Below are 18,007 nucleotides of genomic sequence, written 5' to 3'. Positions count from 1 at the left end.
GTGGAGCCGTGTCGCACCGCTCGCGCGGTGCACCGAGGTCAGCACGCACATCGTGCGACACCTCCTCTGCCCGCGCCGAGGGCGCCGGAGCCGATCCGGCCGCCTTCCTTCGCGAAGGTCCCGTAGAAGTCCTGATCCATCGTCAGAAGTCCCAGCCTTCCTCGTCGTCGGTGGTGGCGGCGGCCTTGGCGGTGGCGAAGGACTCGCCCGCCATGCCCGCCGCGAGGGTGGTGCCGTCGGCCGGGTCGATCAGCAGGAACGAACCGGTGCGGCGGGAGTCGGCGTACGCGTCGAGCGCCAGCGGCTCGGCGGTGCGCACCTTGACGCGGCCGATGTCGTTGGCGACCAGCCGGCCCGGCTCCGGGTGCTGGGAGAGGTCGTCCAGGGTGAGCCGGGACGGGATCTCCTTGACGATCGCCTTGACCGTGCGGGTGGTGTGCTTGAGCAGCACCCGCTGGCCCACGGTGAGCGGCCGGTCGGCCACGTGGCAGACGGTCGCCTCGACGTCCTGGCTGGTCGCCGGGGCGTCGGCCACCGGGGCGAGGAGGTCGCCGCGGGAGATGTCGATGTCGTCCGCGAGCCGGATGGTGACCGACTGCGGGGCCCAGGCGATGTCCACCGGCTCGCCCAGCGCGTCGATCGCGGAGATCGTGGAGGTCTTCCCGGAGGGCAGCACGGTGACCTGCTCGCCGACCCGGAAGGCGCCGGCGGCGATCTGCCCCGCGTAGCCGCGGTAGTCGGGGTGCTCGGCGGTCTGCGGCCGGATCACGTACTGCACGGGGAAGCGGGCGTGGCAGCTCGTCAGGTCGTGGCTGACCGGCACCGTCTCCAGGTGCTCCAGGACCGTGGGGCCGCCGTACCAGTCCATGTTCGCGGAGGGTTCCACGACGTTGTCCCCGGCGAGGGCGGAGATCGGGATGGCGGTGATCTCCGGGACGCCGAGCTCGGAGGCGTACGCGGTGAACTCCTCGGCGATCGCGGCGAAGACGGGCTCGGCGTAGTCGACGAGGTCCATCTTGTTGACGGCGAGGACGACGTGCGGGACGCGGAGGAGGGCGGCGACGGCGGCGTGCCGGCGGGTCTGCTCGACGACGCCGTTGCGGGCGTCGACGAGGACCACGGCCAGTTCGGCGGTGGAGGCGCCGGTGACCATGTTGCGGGTGTACTGCACGTGGCCGGGGGTGTCGGCGAGGATGAAGCGGCGGCGGGCGGTGGCGAAGTAGCGGTAGGCCACGTCGATGGTGATGCCCTGCTCGCGCTCGGCCCGCAGGCCGTCGGTGAGCAGCGCCAGGTCCGGCGCCTCCTGGCCGCGCGAGCGGGAGGCGTGCTCCACGGCCTCCAGCTGGTCGGTGAGGACCGACTTGGAGTCGTGCAGCAGCCGGCCCACCAGGGTGGACTTGCCGTCGTCGACGGAACCGGCGGTGGCGAAACGCAGCAGGGTGGTGGCCGAGACGTCGGCGAACTGCTCGGTGGACGTGCTCATTAGAAGTACCCTTCGCGCTTGCGGTCTTCCATCGCGGCCTCGGACATCTTGTCGTCGGCGCGGGTGGCGCCCCGTTCGGTGAGGCGGGAGGCGGCGATCTCGGCGATCACGGCGTCGAGCGTGGTGGCGTCGGAGTCGACGGCACCCGTGCACGACATGTCGCCGACGGTGCGGTAGCGGACCAGCCGCTTCTCGACCGTCTCGGTCTCCTTCGGACCGCCCCACTCGCCGGCGGTCAGCCACATCCCGTTGCGGGCGAACACCTCGCGCTCGTGGGCGAAGTAGATCTCCGGCAGCTCGATGCCCTCCCGGGCGATGTACTGCCACACGTCCAGCTCGGTCCAGTTCGACAGCGGGAAGACCCGCACGTGCTCACCCGGGGCGTGCCGGCCGTTGTACAGCTGCCACAGCTCCGGGCGCTGGCGGCGCGGGTCCCACTGGGAGAACTCGTCGCGCAGGGAGAAGACGCGTTCCTTGGCGCGGGCCTTCTCCTCGTCGCGGCGCCCGCCGCCGAAGACGGCGTCGAAGCGGTGCTGCTGGATGGCCTCGGTCAGCGGCACGGTCTGGAGCGGGTTGCGGGTCCCGTCCGGACGCTCGCGCAGCTTCCCCGCGTCGATGTACTCCTGCACGGAGGCGACGTGGAGGCGCAGCCCGTGCCGGGCGACGGCGCGGTCGCGGTAGGCGAGGACCTCGGGGAAGTTGTGCCCGGTGTCGACGTGCAGGAGCGTGAAGGGCACCGGCGCGGGAGCGAAGGCCTTCAGGGCCAGGTGCAGCATGACGATGGAGTCCTTGCCGCCGGAGAACAGGATCACCGGCCGCTCGAACTCGCCCGCCACCTCACGGAAGATGTGCACCGCCTCCGACTCCAGCGAGTCCAGGTGCGACAGCGCGAACGGGCTGTCCGTGGTGTCGTGGGCGTGGGCAACGGTGGTCACAGCAGACCCCTCTCGGTGAGCAGCGCGTGGAGCTGCGCCGCGGACTCCTGCACGGTCTGGTTCTGGGACTCGATCCGCAGATCGGGCGCCTCGGGGACCTCGTACGGGTCGTCGACGCCGGTCAGGCCGGAGATCTCGCCGGCCGCCTGCCTGGCGTAGAGGCCCTTGACGTCGCGGACGGAGCAGACGTCGACCGGGGTGGCCACGTGGACCTCGACGAAGGCGGTGCCCTCGGCCTGGTGGCGCTTGCGGACGGCCTCGCGGCTGTCGGCGTACGGGGCGATGACCGGCACGAGGACGGTCACGCCGTGCGAGGCGAGGAGTTCGGCGACGAAGCCGATCCGCTGCACGTTGGTGAACCGGTCCTCGCGGGAGAAGCCCAGTCCGGCGGAGAGGAACTCGCGGATCTCGTCGCCGTCGAGGACCTCGACGCGGCGGCCCTCCTCGCGCAGCCGGCCGGCCAGCTCGTAGGCGATCGTGGTCTTGCCGGCGCTCGGCAGGCCGGTGAGCCAGACGGTGGCACCGGTCACGTGATTCTCCAGGGGGGTGTCGGGGGTGGTCATCAGCCGTGCAGCCCGCATTCGGTCTTGGCGCGGCCGGCCCAGCGGCCGGCGCGGGCGTCCTCGCCCGCCTCGACGCGGCGGGTGCAGGGGGCGCAGCCGACGGAGGCGTAACCGTCCATGAGGAGCGGGTTGGTGAGGACGCCGTGCTCCGTCACGTACGCGTCCACGTCGTCCTGGGTCCAGCGGGCGATCGGGGAGACCTTCACCTTCCGCCGCTTCTCGTCCCAGCCGACGACCGGGGTGTTCGCCCGGGTCGGGGACTCGTCGCGGCGCAGGCCGGTCGCCCACGCGGCGTAGCCGGTCAGCCCCTCCTGGAGCGGCTTGACCTTGCGCAGCGCGCAGCACAGGTCGGGGTCGCGGTCGTGCAGCTTCGGACCGTGCTCGGCGTCCTGCTCGGCCACGGTCTGACGCGGGGTCAGGGTGATGACGTTGACGTCCATGACGGCCTCGACGGCGTCACGGGTGCCGATCGTCTCCTCGAAGTGGTAGCCGGTGTCGAGGAAGACGACGTCCACGCCGGGCATGGCGCGGGAGGCGAGGTGGGCGACGACCGCGTCCTCCATGGAGGAGGTGACGCAGAACCGCTTGCCGAAGGTGCCCACGGCCCACTGGAGGATCTCCTGTGCGGAGGCGTCCTCCAGGTCGCGGCCGGCCTGCTCGGCGAGCGCCTTGAGCTCGGCGTCGGTGGTCGCTTCCGAAACCTGACTTACCGTCATATCTCTTCCCCTCCAGTGGAGTCGCCCGAAGTCACCGGGGCGAGGAGCCCCAGGAACTTCAGCTGGAAGGCTCGGCTGCACGCGGCGCATTCCCAGGCGCCGTGACCCTGCTCGTTCGGGCGCAGGTCCTCGTCCCCGCAGTAGGGGCAGAAGAACGGCGCGGCACGCTCGCTCATGAGAGGGCCTCCTCGGAGGCGCGGGCCGCCCAGGTGGCGAAGCGCTCGCCGTCCTCGCGCTCCGCCTGGTAGCGGGTGAGGACGCGCTCGACGTAGTCGGGCAGGCCGGCCGCCGTGACCTTGAGGCCGCGGACCTTGCGGCCGAAGCCGGCCTCCAGGCCGAGGGCACCGCCCAGGTGGACCTGGTAGCCCTCGACGCGGTTGCCGTCGTCGTCCAGGACCAGCTGGCCCTTGAGGCCGATGTCGGCGACCTGGATGCGGGCGCAGGCGTTCGGGCAGCCGTTGATGTTGATGGTCAGCGGCTCGTCGAACTCCGGCAGGCGGCGCTCCAGTTCGTCGATGAGCGAGGAGCCGCGGCCCTTCGTCTCGACGATGGCGAGCTTGCAGAACTCGATGCCGGTGCAGGCCATCGTGCCGCGCCGGAAGGGCGACGGGGTGACCCGCAGGTCCAGCGCCTCCAGGGCGGCGACGAGCGAGTCGACCTGCGACTCGACGACGTCGAGGACGATCATCTTCTGCTCGGCCGTGGTGCGGATCCGGCCGGAGCCGTGCGCCTCGGCGAGTTCGGCGATCTTGGTGAGGGTGGGACCGTCCACGCGGCCGACGCGCGGGGCGAAGCCGACGTAGAAGTTGCCGTCCTGCTGGCGGTGCACGCCGACGTGGTCGCGCCAGCGGCCGGCGGGCTCCGCGGGGGCGGGGCCGTCGGTCAGCTTCCGCTTCAGGTACTCGTCCTCCAGGACCCGGCGGAACTTCTCCGGGCCCCAGTCGGCGACGAGGAACTTCAGGCGGGCGCGGTTGCGCAGCCGGCGGTAGCCGTAGTCGCGGAAGATCGAGATGACGCCCTCGTAGACGTCGGGGACCTCGTCCAGGGAGACCCAGGTGCCCAGGCGGACGCCGAGCTTGGGGTTGGTGGAGAGGCCGCCGCCGACCCAGACGTCGAAGCCGGGGCCGTGCTCCGGGTGGACCACGCCGACGAAGGAGATGTCGTTGATCTCGTGGGCCACGTCGAGCAGCGGCGAGCCGGAGACGGCGGACTTGAACTTGCGGGGCAGGTTGGAGAAGTCCTTGTTGCCGATGATCCGGCGCTGGATCTCGTCGATGGCGGGGGTGCCGTCGATGATCTCGTCCTCGGCGATGCCGGCGACCGGCGAGCCGAGGATGACGCGGGGGGTGTCGCCGCACGCCTCGGTGGTGGACAGGCCGACCGCCTCCAGGCGGTTCCAGATCTCGGGGACGTCCTCGATGCGGATCCAGTGGTACTGGACGTTCTGCCGGTCCGTGATGTCGGCGGTGCCGCGGGCGAACTCCTCGGAGATCTCGCCGATGACCCGGAGCTGCCGGGTGGTCAGCCGGCCGCCGTCGATGCGGACGCGGAGCATGAAGTACTCGTCGTCCAGCTCCTCCGGCTCCAGCACGCCGGTCTTGGTGCCGTCCAGGCCCTGCTTCCGCTGGGTGTAGAGGCCCCACCAGCGCATGCGCCCGCGCAGGTCGTTGGGGTCGATCGAGTCGAATCCACGCTTCGAGTAGATCGTCTCAATACGTGTCCGCACATTGAGACCGTCGTCGTCCTTCTTGAACTGCTCATTGCCGTTCAGCGGGGTGAAGTGCCCCGCGGCCCACTGGCCCTCACCGCGGTGGCGCCCGGTCTTGCGGCGAGCGGTGGCGGGAGTGGGGTTTTCCGGGGTGGCGGCCATGGCGTCTTGTCCTTCGGGACTGCGAGAGGGCGGCTCTGACCTGCACACTCGCGCGCAGGGACAGAGAGTGGCGCGGCGGTGCGCAGCAGGGTCGGGCAGAGAGGGGGTGCGGCGGTGCTGGCTGTTCAGCGCGCCGGACAGATGGCGCTGGACATGCGGCCGAGGTCGACGTGCCGCCGACTCACCAAGGCAGTTCCAGTTCCAGGCATGGCGGAAGCGTGTCACGGGAGTTTGGACCCAGTCCAGCATTGTCCGTTATGTGGACACTGATGTCTCGACTCATGAGACAGTGTGGTCTGGGTCACGCGGAAGGGGCCCTGATCAGGGCCCCTTTCACGGCGAACGGACGGAAGGTCAGACCTGCGCCCCCGGCCACGGCCCCGGCGTCTCGCCCTCCTCGGCCGTCTCCACCTTGGTGTCGAAGAGGCGGAAGCCCCGGCGCTCGTAGTTGGCCATCGCGTGCGGCCCGTCCAGCGAGCAGGTGTGCAGCCACACCCGCTTCGTCGGCTCCCGGTCCGGCCAGCGCTCTGCCAGGTCCCAGGCGCGCCGGATGCCCTCGGTGAGCAGGTGGCCGCCGATGCCGCGGCCCCGGAAGGCGGCGATCAGGCCGAAGTAGACGATCTCCACGACCCCGTCGTCCTGCGGGTCGAACTCCACGTAGCCCGCCGGGGTGCCCCGGTCGTACGCCACCCAGACCTCGGCGCCCGGCTTCTCCGCGATCTCCTTCCACTGCGCGTACGTGAGCGGCAGCCGGTCGCCCCAGTGCACGTCGCCGCCGACCGCCGTATAGAGGAAGCGGCTGAACTCGGGGGAGGGGACCTCGGCCCGGCGGACGGTGATGTCGTCGCCCTCGGGGACCCGGGCCGGACGCAGGTCGTCGGGCGAGGTCTGTTCCAGGGACCACGTGGTGAGAGTGATGCTCATGGGCTCATCGCATCATGCGGAGCGCCGGATTCCCAGGCCGGGCCGGTCCCGATCCGGCCTCGACCCGGCCTCCGGCCGTACGGGACCGGGTCTCCCGTCGTACGGAGCCGGGCCTCCGGCCGTACGGAGCCGGGGTCTTCGGCCGTCCTGCACCGGCCCTCCAGTCGCACTGGACCGATTGTCCGCCATGTGGACACGGGATCGTCGGGGCCGGTGCCGAAGCCCCTCCCGGCGTCCCGGCGCTCCGGTGTTCCTGCGTCCCGGCTCAGCGCGCCGCGCCCGCCGTGCGGACCGCCGGAGCCGCCGAGTGGGGGAGCAGGTCCTCCGGGGCGGCCGGGCGCAGGACCTCCACCGCGATCTCCTCGCGGAAGCGGTACGGGCGGTGGGCCAGGACCCCGGCGAGGGTGCGCCGGACCCGGGACATCTCGGCCCGGACCGTCACCGTCCTCGTCCGGTCCCCGAACACGTCCTGCGCCAGCTCGGCCGCCGTCCGCCCCTCCGGATGCAGCGCGAGGAGGTAGAGGAGCTCCGCGTGGCGCGGGCTCAGCTCCTGCTGCCAGTTCCCCGCCTCGCCCGAGACCGCCACCGTCCGGCGGTGCGGCCGGCTCAGGTCGAGCACCACCCGGCTCGCCGCCCCCGGCTCCGTACCGCCCCGCGCGGTGTCCTCCTCCACCCGCAGCAGCCAGCCGCCCGGCAGCGGCTCCACCGCGCACAGCCCCAGCGAGGGCAGCCACACCCGGCCCGAGCCCAGCGTCTTCGGCAGTGCGATCCGGTCCACCGGGGCGAGGCCCGTGACCGCCGCCGTCCAGCCGTGGACGTCGACCGCGACGGCCCGCCCGCCGACCCGGCACAGGATGGGCGCCGCCACCGCCCGCAGCCGCTCGACCGAGCCCCGGTGCCGCTCGCGCAGCTCGGCCTCGGCGAGCCGGGCGACCGAGCCCACGAGCGCCAGCATCGAGGGGTGGAAGGTGGACGCCGGGCCGCTCACGTCCAGGACGCCGAGCAGCCGCCGGTCGCGCGGGTCGTGGACGGGCGCCGCCGCGCAGGTCCAGTTGTGCAGCGCCTGCACGTAGTGCTCGGCGGAGTGGACCTGGACCGCCCGGCGGGTGGCGAGCGCGGTGCCGACCGCGTTGGTGCCGGTGGCGCCCTCCGTCCAGGCCGCGCCCTCCTCCAGGCAGATCCCGGTGGCCTGCCGCATGACGGCGGGGTGGCCCTCGCGCCACAGCACCCGGCCGTGCTCGTCGGTGACCACCATGATCTGGCGGGAGGCGTCGGCGATCCCGGCCAGACCGCAGCTGAGGGTCTCCAGCACCTCGGCGAGCAGCGTGCCGCGCCGCCGCTGCTCCAGCTCGTCGCGGCGCAGCAGCACGCTGCTGGTGCCCCGGTCGGGGTCGAGGCCGAGCCGGGCCATCCGCCGCCAGGAGGCGTCGATCTCGGGGCGGGGCGCGATCGGCGGGGTCCGCCCGGCCAGGGTCTCCTCGCGGACCCGGTGCAGCAGGCGGGCCGCCTGGGCGGCGTCCATCGCGGCCAGCCGCTTCATGTCGAGCCGCGTGTTCATGTCGAGCCGCGTGTTGTCCATCGGTCCCTCCCGCCACCCGGTGTGCCGTATCGGTGCTGCCATGTCCGGGCGGATGACCGGAGCGTCGTGAGCGCCGTCCGAACCGTGTCCGAAGGGACGTATCGGGTCGCGACGGCAGTGTCGCGGTTCCATCGTGCCGCCCGGAACCCCCCGGCGGAGCCCGGTCCGGCCAATCCTGCAACCCTTTGCAACTCTGGCCCCACCCCACCCCCCGGGGTGAAGCTGATGACGGCGGGTGGTGGTGCCGTGTCGGCGCAGCACCACCCCCGCCTTCCGCGCGTGCCGACCCCGCGCCCGCCCATCGGTCGCCAGGTCCACCCCTGGTACGCGCGGCACAAACCCCTGAAGCGGCAGCTCGCGGCACGACCGAGCCCCCTGAAGCGGCGCCCCCGGTGCGGCCCCGGCGAAGCGCCCCTCCCGCGAACCCGCGCCCTCACTCCACCGGGCGCGCCCGCTCCACCACCGCCCGCAGGCCCGGCGCCGGCGGCAGCGTCCCGAAGGCCGTGCCCGCCTCGCCGCCCAGCCGCCCCGCGCAGAACGCGTCCGCGACCTCCGGCGGCGCCCACCGCACCAGCAGCGCGCCCTGGAGGACCAGTGCCAGCCGCTCCGCGAGCCGCCGGGCCCGCGCCTCCACGCCCTCCAGGTCGGACAGCTCCGCCAGCAGCCCGCGGATCGCCCGGTCGAGCCGTGGGTCCGCGCCCCGCGCCTCCCCGACCTCCCGCAGGTACGCGTCGAGCGCCGCCGGTTCCGTCCGCAGCGCCCGCAGCACGTCGAGTGCCTGGACGTTCCCCGCGCCCTCCCACACCGAGTTCAGCGGCGACTCCCGCAGCAGCCGGGGCAGCCCGGACTCCTCCACGTACCCGTTCCCGCCCAGGCACTCCAGGGCCTCCGCCACCACCGGCACGCACCGCTTCGTCACCCAGTACTTCGCCGCCGGCACCGCGATCCGCAGCAGCGCCAGGTCCCGCTCCGTACCGGAGTCGTACGCCGCCGCGAGCCGCATCCCGAGGACGGTCGCCGCCTCCGACTCCACCGCCAGGTCCGCCAGCACGTTCCGCATCAGCGGCTTGTCCACGAGGAGCCCGCCGAAGGCCGCGCGGTACGAGGCGTGGTGCACGGCCTGCGCCACCGCCTGCCGCATCAGCGCCGCCGACCCGAGCACGCAGTCCAGCCGGGTCGCCGCCACCATCCCCATCACGGTCCGCAGCCCGCGGCCCTCCTCGCCGATCCGGCGCGCCCACGTCGTCCCGTCGAACTCCACCTCCGCGGAGGCGTTCGAACGGTTCCCGAGCTTGTCCTTGAGCCGCTGGAGCGCGAAGGCGTTCCGGGACCCGTCGTCCAGCACCCGGGGCACCAGGAAACAGGTCAGCCCCCCGGGAGCCCGCGCGAGCACCAGGAAGGCGTCCGACATCGGCGCCGAGCAGAACCACTTGTGCCCCGTCAGGACATACTCCCCGGCCGCCGCGAGGGGACGCGCCGACGTCGTGTTCGCCCGTACGTCGCTGCCGCCCTGCTTCTCCGTCAGGCCCATGCCGAGCAGCACCCCCGCCTTCGAGGCGGCCGGACGGAGCTCCCGCTCGTACACCCGGGACGCGGCCAGGGGCTCCCACACCGCGGCCACCTCCGGCTCGGCCCGCAGCGCGGGCACCGCCGCGTGCGTCATCGACACCGGGCAGCCGTGCCCGGCCTCCGCCTGCGTGGCCACCAGGAAACCGGCCGCGCGCCGCACGTGCCCGCCGGGCCGCCCCCAGGCGTCCGTCAGCCCCGCCGCCACCGACTTCCCGAGGAGCCGGTGCCAGGCCGGATGGAAGTCGACCTCGTCGATCCGGCGGCCGTACCGGTCGTGGGTCCGCAGCCGCGGCGGGAAGGCGTTCGCCTGCTCGCCCCACTCCCGGACCTGCTCCGAACCGGTCGCCCGGCCCAGTGCCCCGAGCTCCCGTTCGGCCTCGCCGTACAGCTCCCCGGGCAGGTGGCGGGCGACCGCCTCCGACAGCGCCCGGTCGCACGCGTAGACGTCGTACCCCACCAGGGGCGGAGCCTGGTTGGTCACTGTGTGGGTGCCCGCTTCCATGCCGATACGGTAAGCAGGTGCAGGCAGCAAGCGAAACACCCGAACGGCCGGAGCGGCGACCCTGGAGCAGGCTCCACCGGGCCCGCGTCCTCTACCGCAACGTCTCCAAGCGGAAGATGGTCTGGCTGCTCCTCAAGGACACCGTCAACTCGTGCATCGAGTACCGGATCCTCGGCCTCGCCGCCGAGGCGGCCTTCTTCACCCTGCTGTCGCTGCCGCCCCTGCTGCTCGGCCTCATCGCCGTCCTCGGCTACGCCGACGACTGGACCAACACCGACACCGTCGCCAGCATCGAGGAGAACATCCTCCGGGCGGCCGGAACGATCCTCTCCGACCGGGGCGTCGCCGAGATCGCGCAGCCGATCCTCGACGACATCACCCGGGCGAAACGGCCCGATCTCATCTCGATCGGCTTCGTCATCGCCCTGTGGTCCGGCTCCCGCGCGGTCAACGTCTTCATCGACACCATCACCGTCATGTACGGCCTCGACGGACAGCGCGGCATCGTCAAGACCAGGCTCCTCGCGCTGCTCCTCTACATCGTGGCGCTGCTCATCGGAGCCGTCGTGCTGCCGCTCGCGGTCGTCGGCCCCGACCGGGTCGTCGAACTCGTCCCCTGGGGCACCGACGTCGTCGCCGTCCTCTACTGGCCGGCCGTCATCCTGCTCTCCATCGCCTTCCTCACCACGCTCTACCACGTCTCCGTCCCCGTCAGATCGCCGTGGATCGAGGACATCCCGGGCGCGCTCGTCGCCCTCGCGATGTGGGCGTTCGGCAGCTTCCTGCTGCGGATCTACCTCACCAGCCAGGTCGAGGGCCCCACCATCTACGGCTCGCTCGCCGCCCCCATCGCCATCCTGCTGTGGATCGGCGTCTCCGCCTTCGCGGTCCTCGTCGGCGCCGCCGTGAACGCGGCCATCGACCGCGTCTGGCCGTCCGTGGCCACCGCCGCCGCCCGCGAGGCCAACGAACGGGCCCGCGCCGTCCAGGCCGCCGAGCTCGTCGCCCGGATCCGCGCCGAGGCGGAGGACGTCGACGAGGACGACCCGGACATGCCCTCCGAGTTCCCCGAGCGCTGGTCCAGGTTCCTCCCCCCGGACGACGTGAAGTCCCGCCTGCACACCGGCTGGGAGAAGGAGTGACCGGAGCGGGCCGCCGGAGCCGCGGGCACGCCGGAGGAGCGGGGACACTGGAGGAGTGGTGTACGAGGAACGCCCCGCCCGGCTCGACGGCGCCGTCCTGTGGACCCGGACGGCACCGGCCCCCGTCGTCTCCGCCGCGACCGTCCTCCCCGACGGGTGCATGGACCTGATCTGGGCCGACGGCCGGCTCCTCGTCGCGGGCCCCGACACCCGCGCCCACCGCTCGGCCGAGGCCGTCGCCCGCTACGCCGGACTCCGCTTCGCCCCCGGCGACGCCCCCCGCCTCCTCGGCGTCCCCGCCGCCGCGCTCCGCGACCGGCGCGTGGACCTCGCCGACCTGTGGGACGCCGCCCGGGCCCGCCGCCTCGCCGGCCGGATCGGCGCCGCCCCCGACCCGGCCGCGGCCCTGGAGGCGTACGGGCTCCGCCGCGCGGCCGACGCCGGACCGCCCGACCCGCTGCTCCGCGCGGTCGCCGCCCGGCTCGGCGCGGGCCGCCCCGTCGCCGAGACGGCCGACGCCCTGGGCCTCGGCGTCCGCCGCCTCCACCGGCTCTCCCTGGACGCCTTCGGCTACGGGCCCCAGACCCTCGCCCGCGTCCTCCGCCTCCAGCGCGCCCTGGCCCTGCTGCGGGCCGGGGTCCCGCCAGGCCGGGCGGCCGCCCGCGCGGGCTACGCGGACCAGGCCCACCTGACCCGCGACACCCGAGCCCTCGCCGGGACCACCCCCGGGGCCTACGCCCGGGGGTCCGCCGGCACGTCCGCGAAGAGCGAGACCCCGCCGCCGTCCGGGTCCAGGACCACCGCGTAGCGCTGGCCCCACACGGCGTCCCAGGGCTCCAGGTGCCCCGGGTGCCCGGCGGCGGTCAGCTCCGCGTACACCGCGTCCACCTCCGCGGCCGACCCGCACCGGAAGGCCAGCTCGACCCGGTTGCCGCCCGAGGGCCGCGTCCATCCCGGGTCGAAGGAACGGACGGACTCCTCCGTGTCCCAGGCGATCCGCAGCCCGCCGGGCAGCGCCGCCTCCACGTGCGGGGCGTCCTCGGCGCCCTCCGGGACGTCCAGGCCGAGGCGCCGGTAGAAGGCGAGCGAGGCCGCCATGTCCGCGACGACGAGGCCGACGAGGTCGAGACGGGGGGCGATGCGAGGTGTCGTGTCCATCCCGCCACGCTAGGCGCGCCGCCCCCGCCCGGTCTTGTACGGATCGGACACGGAGGCGGCCACGGAACCGGCGGCGGGATCCCGGGGGGCGGGGGTTCAGGAGACGGTCAGCACGATCTTGCCGGTGGTGCGGTCCGTCTCGCCCAGGGCGTGGGCGTCGGCGGCCTCGGACAGGGGGAAGACGGCCTCGACGTGGGCGCGCAGGGCGCCGGACGCGGCCAGCGCGGCGACGGCGTTCATCCCGGCGTGGTCGGCCTCCACGAGGAGGTTCTCCACGCGGACCCCGCGGGCCCGGGCCCTCTCGGCCTCCTCGGGGTCGGTCCCCGGCAGGAGCCCGACGAGGACGCCGCCGGGGCGCAGCACGTCGAGGGAGCGGACGCGGGTGTCGCCCGACACGGTGTCGAGCACCACGTCGACGTCCCGGACGGCGTCCCGGAAGTCGGTGGTGCGGTAGTCGACGACCTCGTCCGCGCCGAGCGAGCGGAGGAAGTCGTGCTTCGGGGCGCTGGCGGTGCCGATGACGTACGCGCCCCGGGCCTTCGCGATCTGGACGGCGAGGTGGCCGACGCCGCCGGCCGCGCCGTGGACCAGCACCCGCTGCCCCGCGCGGACCCCGGCGGTGTCGACGAGCGCCTGGTACGCGGTGAGGGCGGCGAGCGGCAGGGCCCCGGCCTGGACGTGGTCGAGGCCGGCGGGCTTGGCGGCGAAGGCGCGGGCGGGGCCCGTCACGTACTCGGCGTGGGAGCCGACGCCGTGGGGGTAGGGCAGCATCCCGAAGACCTCGTCGCCCGGCTTGAAGAGGGTGACGCCGAAGCCGACGGCCGCGACGACGCCGGACACGTCCCAGCCGAGGACGAGCGGCAGGCGGTCGACGAAGAAGCCGGCCGTGCGGTGCTTCCAGTCGGTCGGGTTCACCCCGGCCGCGCGGACGGCGACGAGGATCTGGCCGGGGCCGGGCACCGGGCGGGGGAGCACGACCTCCCTGAGGACGTCGGGGGCGCCGTGGACGTCCTGGCTGATGGCGCGCATGGTGGGGGCGGCGGGCGTGGCGGGGGCGGTGGCCGTGTCGGCGTGGTTCGTCATGCGTCCAGCCTCGCCCGGGCGCCCCCGGCCGTACCATGGCATGAATGCCAACTTACGACGGGATCATGCCATGGCCGTCCACCGCGTCGCCGTCCTCGCCCTGGAGGGGGTCTACGCCTTCGAGCTGGGCATCCCCAGCCGCGTCTTCGGCACCCTCCAGGACCGCTACGAGGTCCTGACCTGCTCCGTCGACGGCGGCCCCGTCACCACGAACGCCGACTTCTCGGTCACGGTCGGCCACGGCCCCGAGATCCTCGCCGAGGCCGACACCGTGCTGCTGCCGCCCTTCGACATCTCCCGCCTCGCCCGCGAACTCCCGCCCGGCGCGGCCGAGGCCCTGGCCCGGATCCGGCCCGGCACCCGGCTCGTCTCCATCTGCACGGGCGCCTTCGTGCTCGCCGCCGCCGGGCTGCTCGACGGCCGGCCCGTCGCCACCCACTGGGCCGTCGCCGAGGTCTTCCGGTCCTGGTACCCGCAGGTCGACCTCGACCCGGACGTGCTGTTCGTGGACGACGGCGACGTGCTGACCTCGGCCGGCGCCGCCTCCGGCGTCGACGTCTGCCTCCACGTCGTCCGGCGGGACCACGGCGCGGCCGTCGCCAACCACGTGGCCCGGATCTGCGTCGTACCGCCGTGGCGGGAGGGCGGCCAGGCCCAGTACATCGAGCACCCGGTGCCCCCGCCGTCCGCCCACGGCACCTCCGCCACCCGCCAGTGGGCGCTGGAGAACCTCCACGAACCGCTGACCCTGGACCGGCTCGCCGCCCACGCCCGGATGAGCCTGCGGACCTTCGCCCGCCGCTTCGGCGACGAGGTCGGCATGAGCCCCGGCCGCTGGCTCATCCAGCAGCGCGTCTCCCGGGCCCGGCACCTCCTGGAGACCACCGACCTGCCCGTCGACGACATCGCCGGCCAGGTCGGCTTCGCCACCGGCACCTCCCTGCGCGAGCACCTGCACTCCGCCATCGGCGTCTCCCCGATGGCCTACCGCCGCACCTTCCGGGGGACCGCCACCCCGGCGGTGTGAGACCCGGAGGACGCGGCGGCCCCAGCCCCCGGATCCGATGCCGGATTTAAATCGGTGGTGCCGTGCCGGGCGGCGGGGCTATGGTTCCGTCCGTCCGCTCCCCCCAGGGGGACGCGGTGTCGGTTCGTCGAGCGCCAAGCAGGAGGTGAGGACAGTGATGACTGTCACGGTGACGGGCGCTGCCCGCATTCAGGAGTTCATCGTTCCCACCTCCGTGGCCTCCGGCTGACACCACTCGATCTCCGCGCGCACGGCGCGCCGCCGGGGCCGCCCTCCGAAGGGTCCCCCTTGTCTTTCCCGCTTTCCCCCGTCTCCACCTCCACCTCGACCTCTTCGTCCTCCCTCGAAGCCCACGGCTGGGACGCCGGCTGGGCCGAGAGCTTCGCCCCGTACGCCGCCCAGGGACTCCTCCCCGGCCGGGTCGTCAGGGTCGACCGGGGGCAGTGCGACGTCGCCACGGCCCACGGGGTCGTCCGCGCCGACACCGCCTTCGTGACCCCGCACGACCCGCTGCGGGTCGTGTGCACGGGCGACTGGGCCGCCGTCGACCCGGAGGGGGCGTCCGACCCCCGGTACGTACGGGCCTGCCTGCCGCGCCGCACCGCCTTCGCGCGGTCGACCTCGTCCAAGCGGTCCGAGGGACAGGTCCTCGCGGCCAACGTCGACCACGCCGTCATCACCGTCTCGCTCGCCGTCGAGCTGGACCTCGGCCGGATCGAGCGCTTCCTCTCCCTCGCCTGGGAGTCCGGCGCCCAGCCCACCGTCGTCCTCTCCAAGGCCGACCTGGTGCCCGACCCCGTCGTCCTCTCCCACCTGGTGGAGGACGTGCAGGGCACGGCGCCCGGCGTCGAGGTCGTGCCGATCAGCTCCGCCACCGGCGAGGGCGTCGACACCCTCCGGGCGATCGTCTCCGGCGGCACCACCGTCCTCCTCGGCGTCTCCGGCGCCGGGAAGTCCACCCTCGCCAACGCCCTCGTCGGCGAGGACGTCATGACCGTGCAGGCGGCCCGTGACGTGGACGGCAAGGGCCGACACACCACGACCACCCGCAACCTCTTCGTGCTGCCCGGCGGCGGGGTCCTCATCGACACCCCCGGCCTGCGCGGCGTCGGACTGTGGGACGCGGAGTCCGGCGTCGGCCAGACCTTCGCGGAGATCGAGGAACTGGCCGCCGAGTGCCGCTTCCACGACTGCTCCCACCAGGCCGAACCCGGCTGCGCGGTGGCCGCCGCCCTGGAGGAAGGCACCCTCTCGGTGCGCCGCCTGGAGAGCTACCACAAGCTGCTCCGCGAGAACCAGCGGCTCGTCGCCAAGACCGACGCCCGCCTGCGCCACGAGATCCGCAAGGACTGGAAGCGCAAGGGCGCCGAGGGCCGCGCCGCCCTGGCCTTCAAGCGCGAGGGCCGGCTCCGCTAGGGCCTGCCCGACGGCCGGCGCCGGACCGGGCGCCGGCACCACCGACGTCATGTCCGAATCCCGCCGGTGCGCGTCGTTCCCGCGGCGCACACTGGAGGGCATGACCGACGACGAGTGCGACCCCCGCTACCAGGCGGTGAGCAGCAGGGACGCGCGGTTCGACGGCGAGTTCTTCTTCGCCGTCCGGACCACCGGCATCTACTGCCGGCCCAGCTGCCCCGCCGTCACCCCCAAGCGGCGGAACGTCGCCTTCTTCCCCACGGCCGCCGCCGCCCAGGGCCACGGCTTCCGCGCCTGCCGCCGCTGCCGCCCCGACGCGGTGCCCGGCTCCGCCGCGTGGAACGTCCGGGCCGACGTCGTCGGCCGGGCCGTGCGGATGATCGGCGACGGGGTCGTGGACCGCGAGGGCGTCCCCGGCCTCGCCGTCCGCCTCGGCTACAGCACCCGCCAGGTCCAGCGCCAGCTCACCGCCGAGCTCGGCGCGGGACCGGTGGCGCTCGCCCGCGCCCAGCGGGCCCACACCGCCCGGGTCCTGCTCCAGACCACCGCCCTGCCGGTCACCGACGTCGCCTTCGCCGCGGGCTTCAGCAGCGTCCGCCAGTTCAACGACACCATCCGGGCCGTCTACGCCCGCACCCCCACCGCCCTGCGCGCCGAGACGGCCGCCGTCCCCGCCACCGCCTCGGGCGTCCCGCTGCGCCTCGCCCACCGGGGCCCGTACGCCGCCGGCGAGGTCTTCGACCTGCTGGCCGCCGAGGCACTGCCGGGCGTCGAGGAGGTCACCGGACGCCCCGGCGCCCGCACCTACCGGCGCACCCTGCGGCTGCCGTACGGCCCCGGGGTCGTCGCCGTCGGCGAACGGGCGCCCGGCCCCTGGCTGGAGGCCCGGCTGCACCTCGCCGACCTGCGCGACCTCACCACCGCCGTGCACCGGCTGCGCCGCCTCCTCGACCTCGACGCCGACCCGTACGCCGTCGCCGAACGGCTCGCCGCCGACCCGCTGCTCGCCCCCGAGGTCGCCGCCCGCCCCGGCGTCCGCTCACCGGGCGCCGCCGACCCGGAGGAGTACGCCCTGCGGGCCGTGCTCGGCCCCGAGGAGTCGGCCCGCGTCCTGGCGGAGCACGGCACCCCGCTGGACGCCCCCGACGGCACCCTCCGGGCGCTCTTCCCCACCCCGGCGGACCTCACCGGCCACCCCGTCGCCGGGCCGCTCGCCCGCGCCCTCGACGGCGGCGCCCTCCGCCTCGACCCGGGCGCCGACCGCGACGAGGCCGCCCGCGCGCTCGCGGACGTGCCCGGCGTCGGCCCCCGCACCGCCGCCCTGATCCGCACCCGCTCCCTCGGCGACCCGGACGTCCCCGCCCCGGACGTCCCCGACGCGCCGCGCCGGGCGCCCTGGAGGTCGTACGCCCGGCGCTACCTGGAGGCCGTCACCCCCGGATGACCGCGCCCGCCCACGCGCCCACGACCAGCAGACAGGCGAAGAGCTCGACCAGCACGCTCGTCCCCGCCGCCCGCATGATCGCCCGGGTCGCCGTGCGGGCCTGGCCGTGGCCGCCGAGCCGCAGCCGCTCCGAGAGGTAGATCCCGCCGACGAAGCCGGGGACCGCGCCGACCACCGGCAGCAGCACGAAGCCGAGGAGGGCGCCCGCGCCCGCGTACCCGATGGTCCGGCGGGTGAGGCCTACGCCCCGGAAGCGGCGCGGCGGCAGCTGCCAGACGACGACCTGGGTGAGCAGCAGCAGCGCGGTCGAGGACACCAGCAGGATCCACGCCAGGCCGGTCTGCTCGTGCAGCGACCACCAGAGCACGGCCGCCCACACCAGCCAGGTGCCCGGCACGCCGGGCGCGAGGACCCCGAACAGGCCGAGCAGCATCACGGTCGCCACCATCAGGAGCTGCCACACACCCACGCGGCCAGCCTCCCCCATCCGCCGCGTCCCCGCAGGTCGCGAGGGCCGTTCGGGGGCGGCTCGGGGACCGTTCGGGGGTCCGCTCCGGGGGCTGCTTCGAGGTCGCGGGGCCGTCCCGTGGCCGGCA

At 74.3% G+C, this 18,007-nt stretch carries 18 protein-coding genes; 5 read left to right on the top strand and 13 right to left on the bottom strand.

Annotated elements, in window-relative coordinates:
* Window positions 1-142 precede the first annotated feature (142 nt).
* From IE326_RS02250 to IE326_RS02210, 10 genes are all read right to left on the bottom strand, one after another.
* Window positions 143-1,483, bottom strand: a complete 1,341-nt coding sequence (locus tag IE326_RS02250) for a sulfate adenylyltransferase subunit 1 (RefSeq protein WP_150235719.1) — start codon at window positions 1,481-1,483, stop codon at window positions 143-145.
* On the bottom strand, window positions 1,483-2,418 hold the full coding sequence (gene cysD, locus IE326_RS02245) for a sulfate adenylyltransferase subunit CysD (protein WP_150235717.1): 936 nt from the start codon (window positions 2,416-2,418) through the stop codon (window positions 1,483-1,485). Before cysD ends, IE326_RS02250 begins: the two co-directional genes overlap by 1 nt.
* A complete protein-coding gene (gene cysC, locus IE326_RS02240) occupies window positions 2,415-2,981 on the bottom strand; it encodes an adenylyl-sulfate kinase (RefSeq protein WP_150235714.1) in 567 nt (188 codons plus the stop codon). Before cysC ends, cysD begins: the two co-directional genes overlap by 4 nt.
* Complete coding sequence (locus IE326_RS02235; RefSeq protein WP_190040678.1) at window positions 2,981-3,697, bottom strand: phosphoadenylyl-sulfate reductase; 717 nt, start codon at window positions 3,695-3,697, stop codon at window positions 2,981-2,983. Before IE326_RS02235 ends, cysC begins: the two co-directional genes overlap by 1 nt.
* The gene (locus IE326_RS02230) at window positions 3,694-3,873 is read right to left on the bottom strand and encodes a hypothetical protein (protein WP_190040677.1); all 180 of its coding nucleotides are present in this window, start codon (window positions 3,871-3,873) and stop codon (window positions 3,694-3,696) included. The genes IE326_RS02235 and IE326_RS02230 overlap by 4 nt, the downstream gene beginning before the upstream one ends.
* Window positions 3,870-5,567: a nitrite/sulfite reductase gene (locus IE326_RS02225; protein ID WP_150235708.1), complete on the bottom strand. Its 1,698-nt coding sequence runs from the start codon at window positions 5,565-5,567 to the stop codon at window positions 3,870-3,872. Before IE326_RS02225 ends, IE326_RS02230 begins: the two co-directional genes overlap by 4 nt.
* Before the next feature lie 125 nt (window positions 5,568-5,692).
* The gene (locus tag IE326_RS41795) at window positions 5,693-5,776 is read right to left on the bottom strand and encodes a putative leader peptide (RefSeq protein ID WP_311136957.1); all 84 of its coding nucleotides are present in this window, start codon (window positions 5,774-5,776) and stop codon (window positions 5,693-5,695) included.
* A gap of 145 nt (window positions 5,777-5,921) precedes the next feature.
* Window positions 5,922-6,491 (bottom strand): GNAT family N-acetyltransferase, encoded by a 570-nt coding sequence (locus IE326_RS02220; RefSeq protein WP_150235706.1) that lies wholly within the window; start codon window positions 6,489-6,491, stop codon window positions 5,922-5,924.
* Between the two features lie 265 nt (window positions 6,492-6,756).
* On the bottom strand, window positions 6,757-8,070 hold the full coding sequence (locus IE326_RS02215) for a helix-turn-helix domain-containing protein (protein WP_229915173.1): 1,314 nt from the start codon (window positions 8,068-8,070) through the stop codon (window positions 6,757-6,759).
* 433 nt (window positions 8,071-8,503) lie between these two features.
* Window positions 8,504-10,141, bottom strand: coding sequence for an acyl-CoA dehydrogenase family protein (locus tag IE326_RS02210; RefSeq protein ID WP_190040676.1), 1,638 nt, complete (start codon window positions 10,139-10,141; stop codon window positions 8,504-8,506).
* A gap of 17 nt (window positions 10,142-10,158) precedes the next feature.
* Between IE326_RS02210 and IE326_RS02205 the strand changes: the two genes are divergently transcribed.
* Both IE326_RS02205 and IE326_RS02200 read left to right on the top strand, forming a co-directional pair.
* On the top strand, window positions 10,159-11,283 hold the full coding sequence (locus IE326_RS02205; RefSeq protein ID WP_190040675.1) for a YihY/virulence factor BrkB family protein: 1,125 nt from the start codon (window positions 10,159-10,161) through the stop codon (window positions 11,281-11,283).
* A gap of 58 nt (window positions 11,284-11,341) precedes the next feature.
* The gene (locus IE326_RS02200) at window positions 11,342-12,091 is read left to right on the top strand and encodes a helix-turn-helix domain-containing protein (RefSeq protein ID WP_190042129.1); all 750 of its coding nucleotides are present in this window, start codon (window positions 11,342-11,344) and stop codon (window positions 12,089-12,091) included.
* Here IE326_RS02200 and IE326_RS02195 read toward each other — a convergent pair.
* Both IE326_RS02195 and IE326_RS02190 read right to left on the bottom strand, forming a co-directional pair.
* A complete protein-coding gene (locus tag IE326_RS02195) occupies window positions 12,016-12,423 on the bottom strand; it encodes a VOC family protein (protein WP_150236280.1) in 408 nt (135 codons plus the stop codon). The genes IE326_RS02200 and IE326_RS02195 overlap by 76 nt on opposite strands.
* A gap of 114 nt (window positions 12,424-12,537) precedes the next feature.
* Complete coding sequence (locus IE326_RS02190) at window positions 12,538-13,470, bottom strand: NADP-dependent oxidoreductase (RefSeq protein ID WP_150236279.1); 933 nt, start codon at window positions 13,468-13,470, stop codon at window positions 12,538-12,540.
* 124 nt (window positions 13,471-13,594) lie between these two features.
* Between IE326_RS02190 and IE326_RS02185 the strand changes: the two genes are divergently transcribed.
* The 3 genes from IE326_RS02185 (at window position 13,595) to IE326_RS02175 (ending at window position 17,411) form a co-directional block, all read left to right on the top strand.
* On the top strand, window positions 13,595-14,551 hold the full coding sequence (locus IE326_RS02185; RefSeq protein ID WP_150235700.1) for a GlxA family transcriptional regulator: 957 nt from the start codon (window positions 13,595-13,597) through the stop codon (window positions 14,549-14,551).
* Between the two features lie 288 nt (window positions 14,552-14,839).
* On the top strand, window positions 14,840-15,967 hold the full coding sequence (rsgA, locus tag IE326_RS02180; protein WP_190040674.1) for a ribosome small subunit-dependent GTPase A: 1,128 nt from the start codon (window positions 14,840-14,842) through the stop codon (window positions 15,965-15,967).
* A gap of 100 nt (window positions 15,968-16,067) precedes the next feature.
* Window positions 16,068-17,411, top strand: a complete 1,344-nt coding sequence (locus IE326_RS02175) for a bifunctional transcriptional activator/DNA repair enzyme AdaA (protein ID WP_229915172.1) — start codon at window positions 16,068-16,070, stop codon at window positions 17,409-17,411.
* On the opposite strand, the gene IE326_RS02170 is transcribed toward IE326_RS02175, so the two are convergent.
* Window positions 17,398-17,880 (bottom strand): DUF456 domain-containing protein, encoded by a 483-nt coding sequence (locus tag IE326_RS02170; protein WP_150235693.1) that lies wholly within the window; start codon window positions 17,878-17,880, stop codon window positions 17,398-17,400. The genes IE326_RS02175 and IE326_RS02170 overlap by 14 nt on opposite strands.
* Window positions 17,881-18,007: the final 127 nt, after the last annotated feature.

It is taken from the genome of Streptomyces filamentosus, assembly GCF_014654895.1.
Classification (GTDB): domain Bacteria; phylum Actinomycetota; class Actinomycetes; order Streptomycetales; family Streptomycetaceae; genus Streptomyces; species Streptomyces filamentosus.
This window is presented reverse-complemented; position numbering and strand designations above follow the sequence as displayed.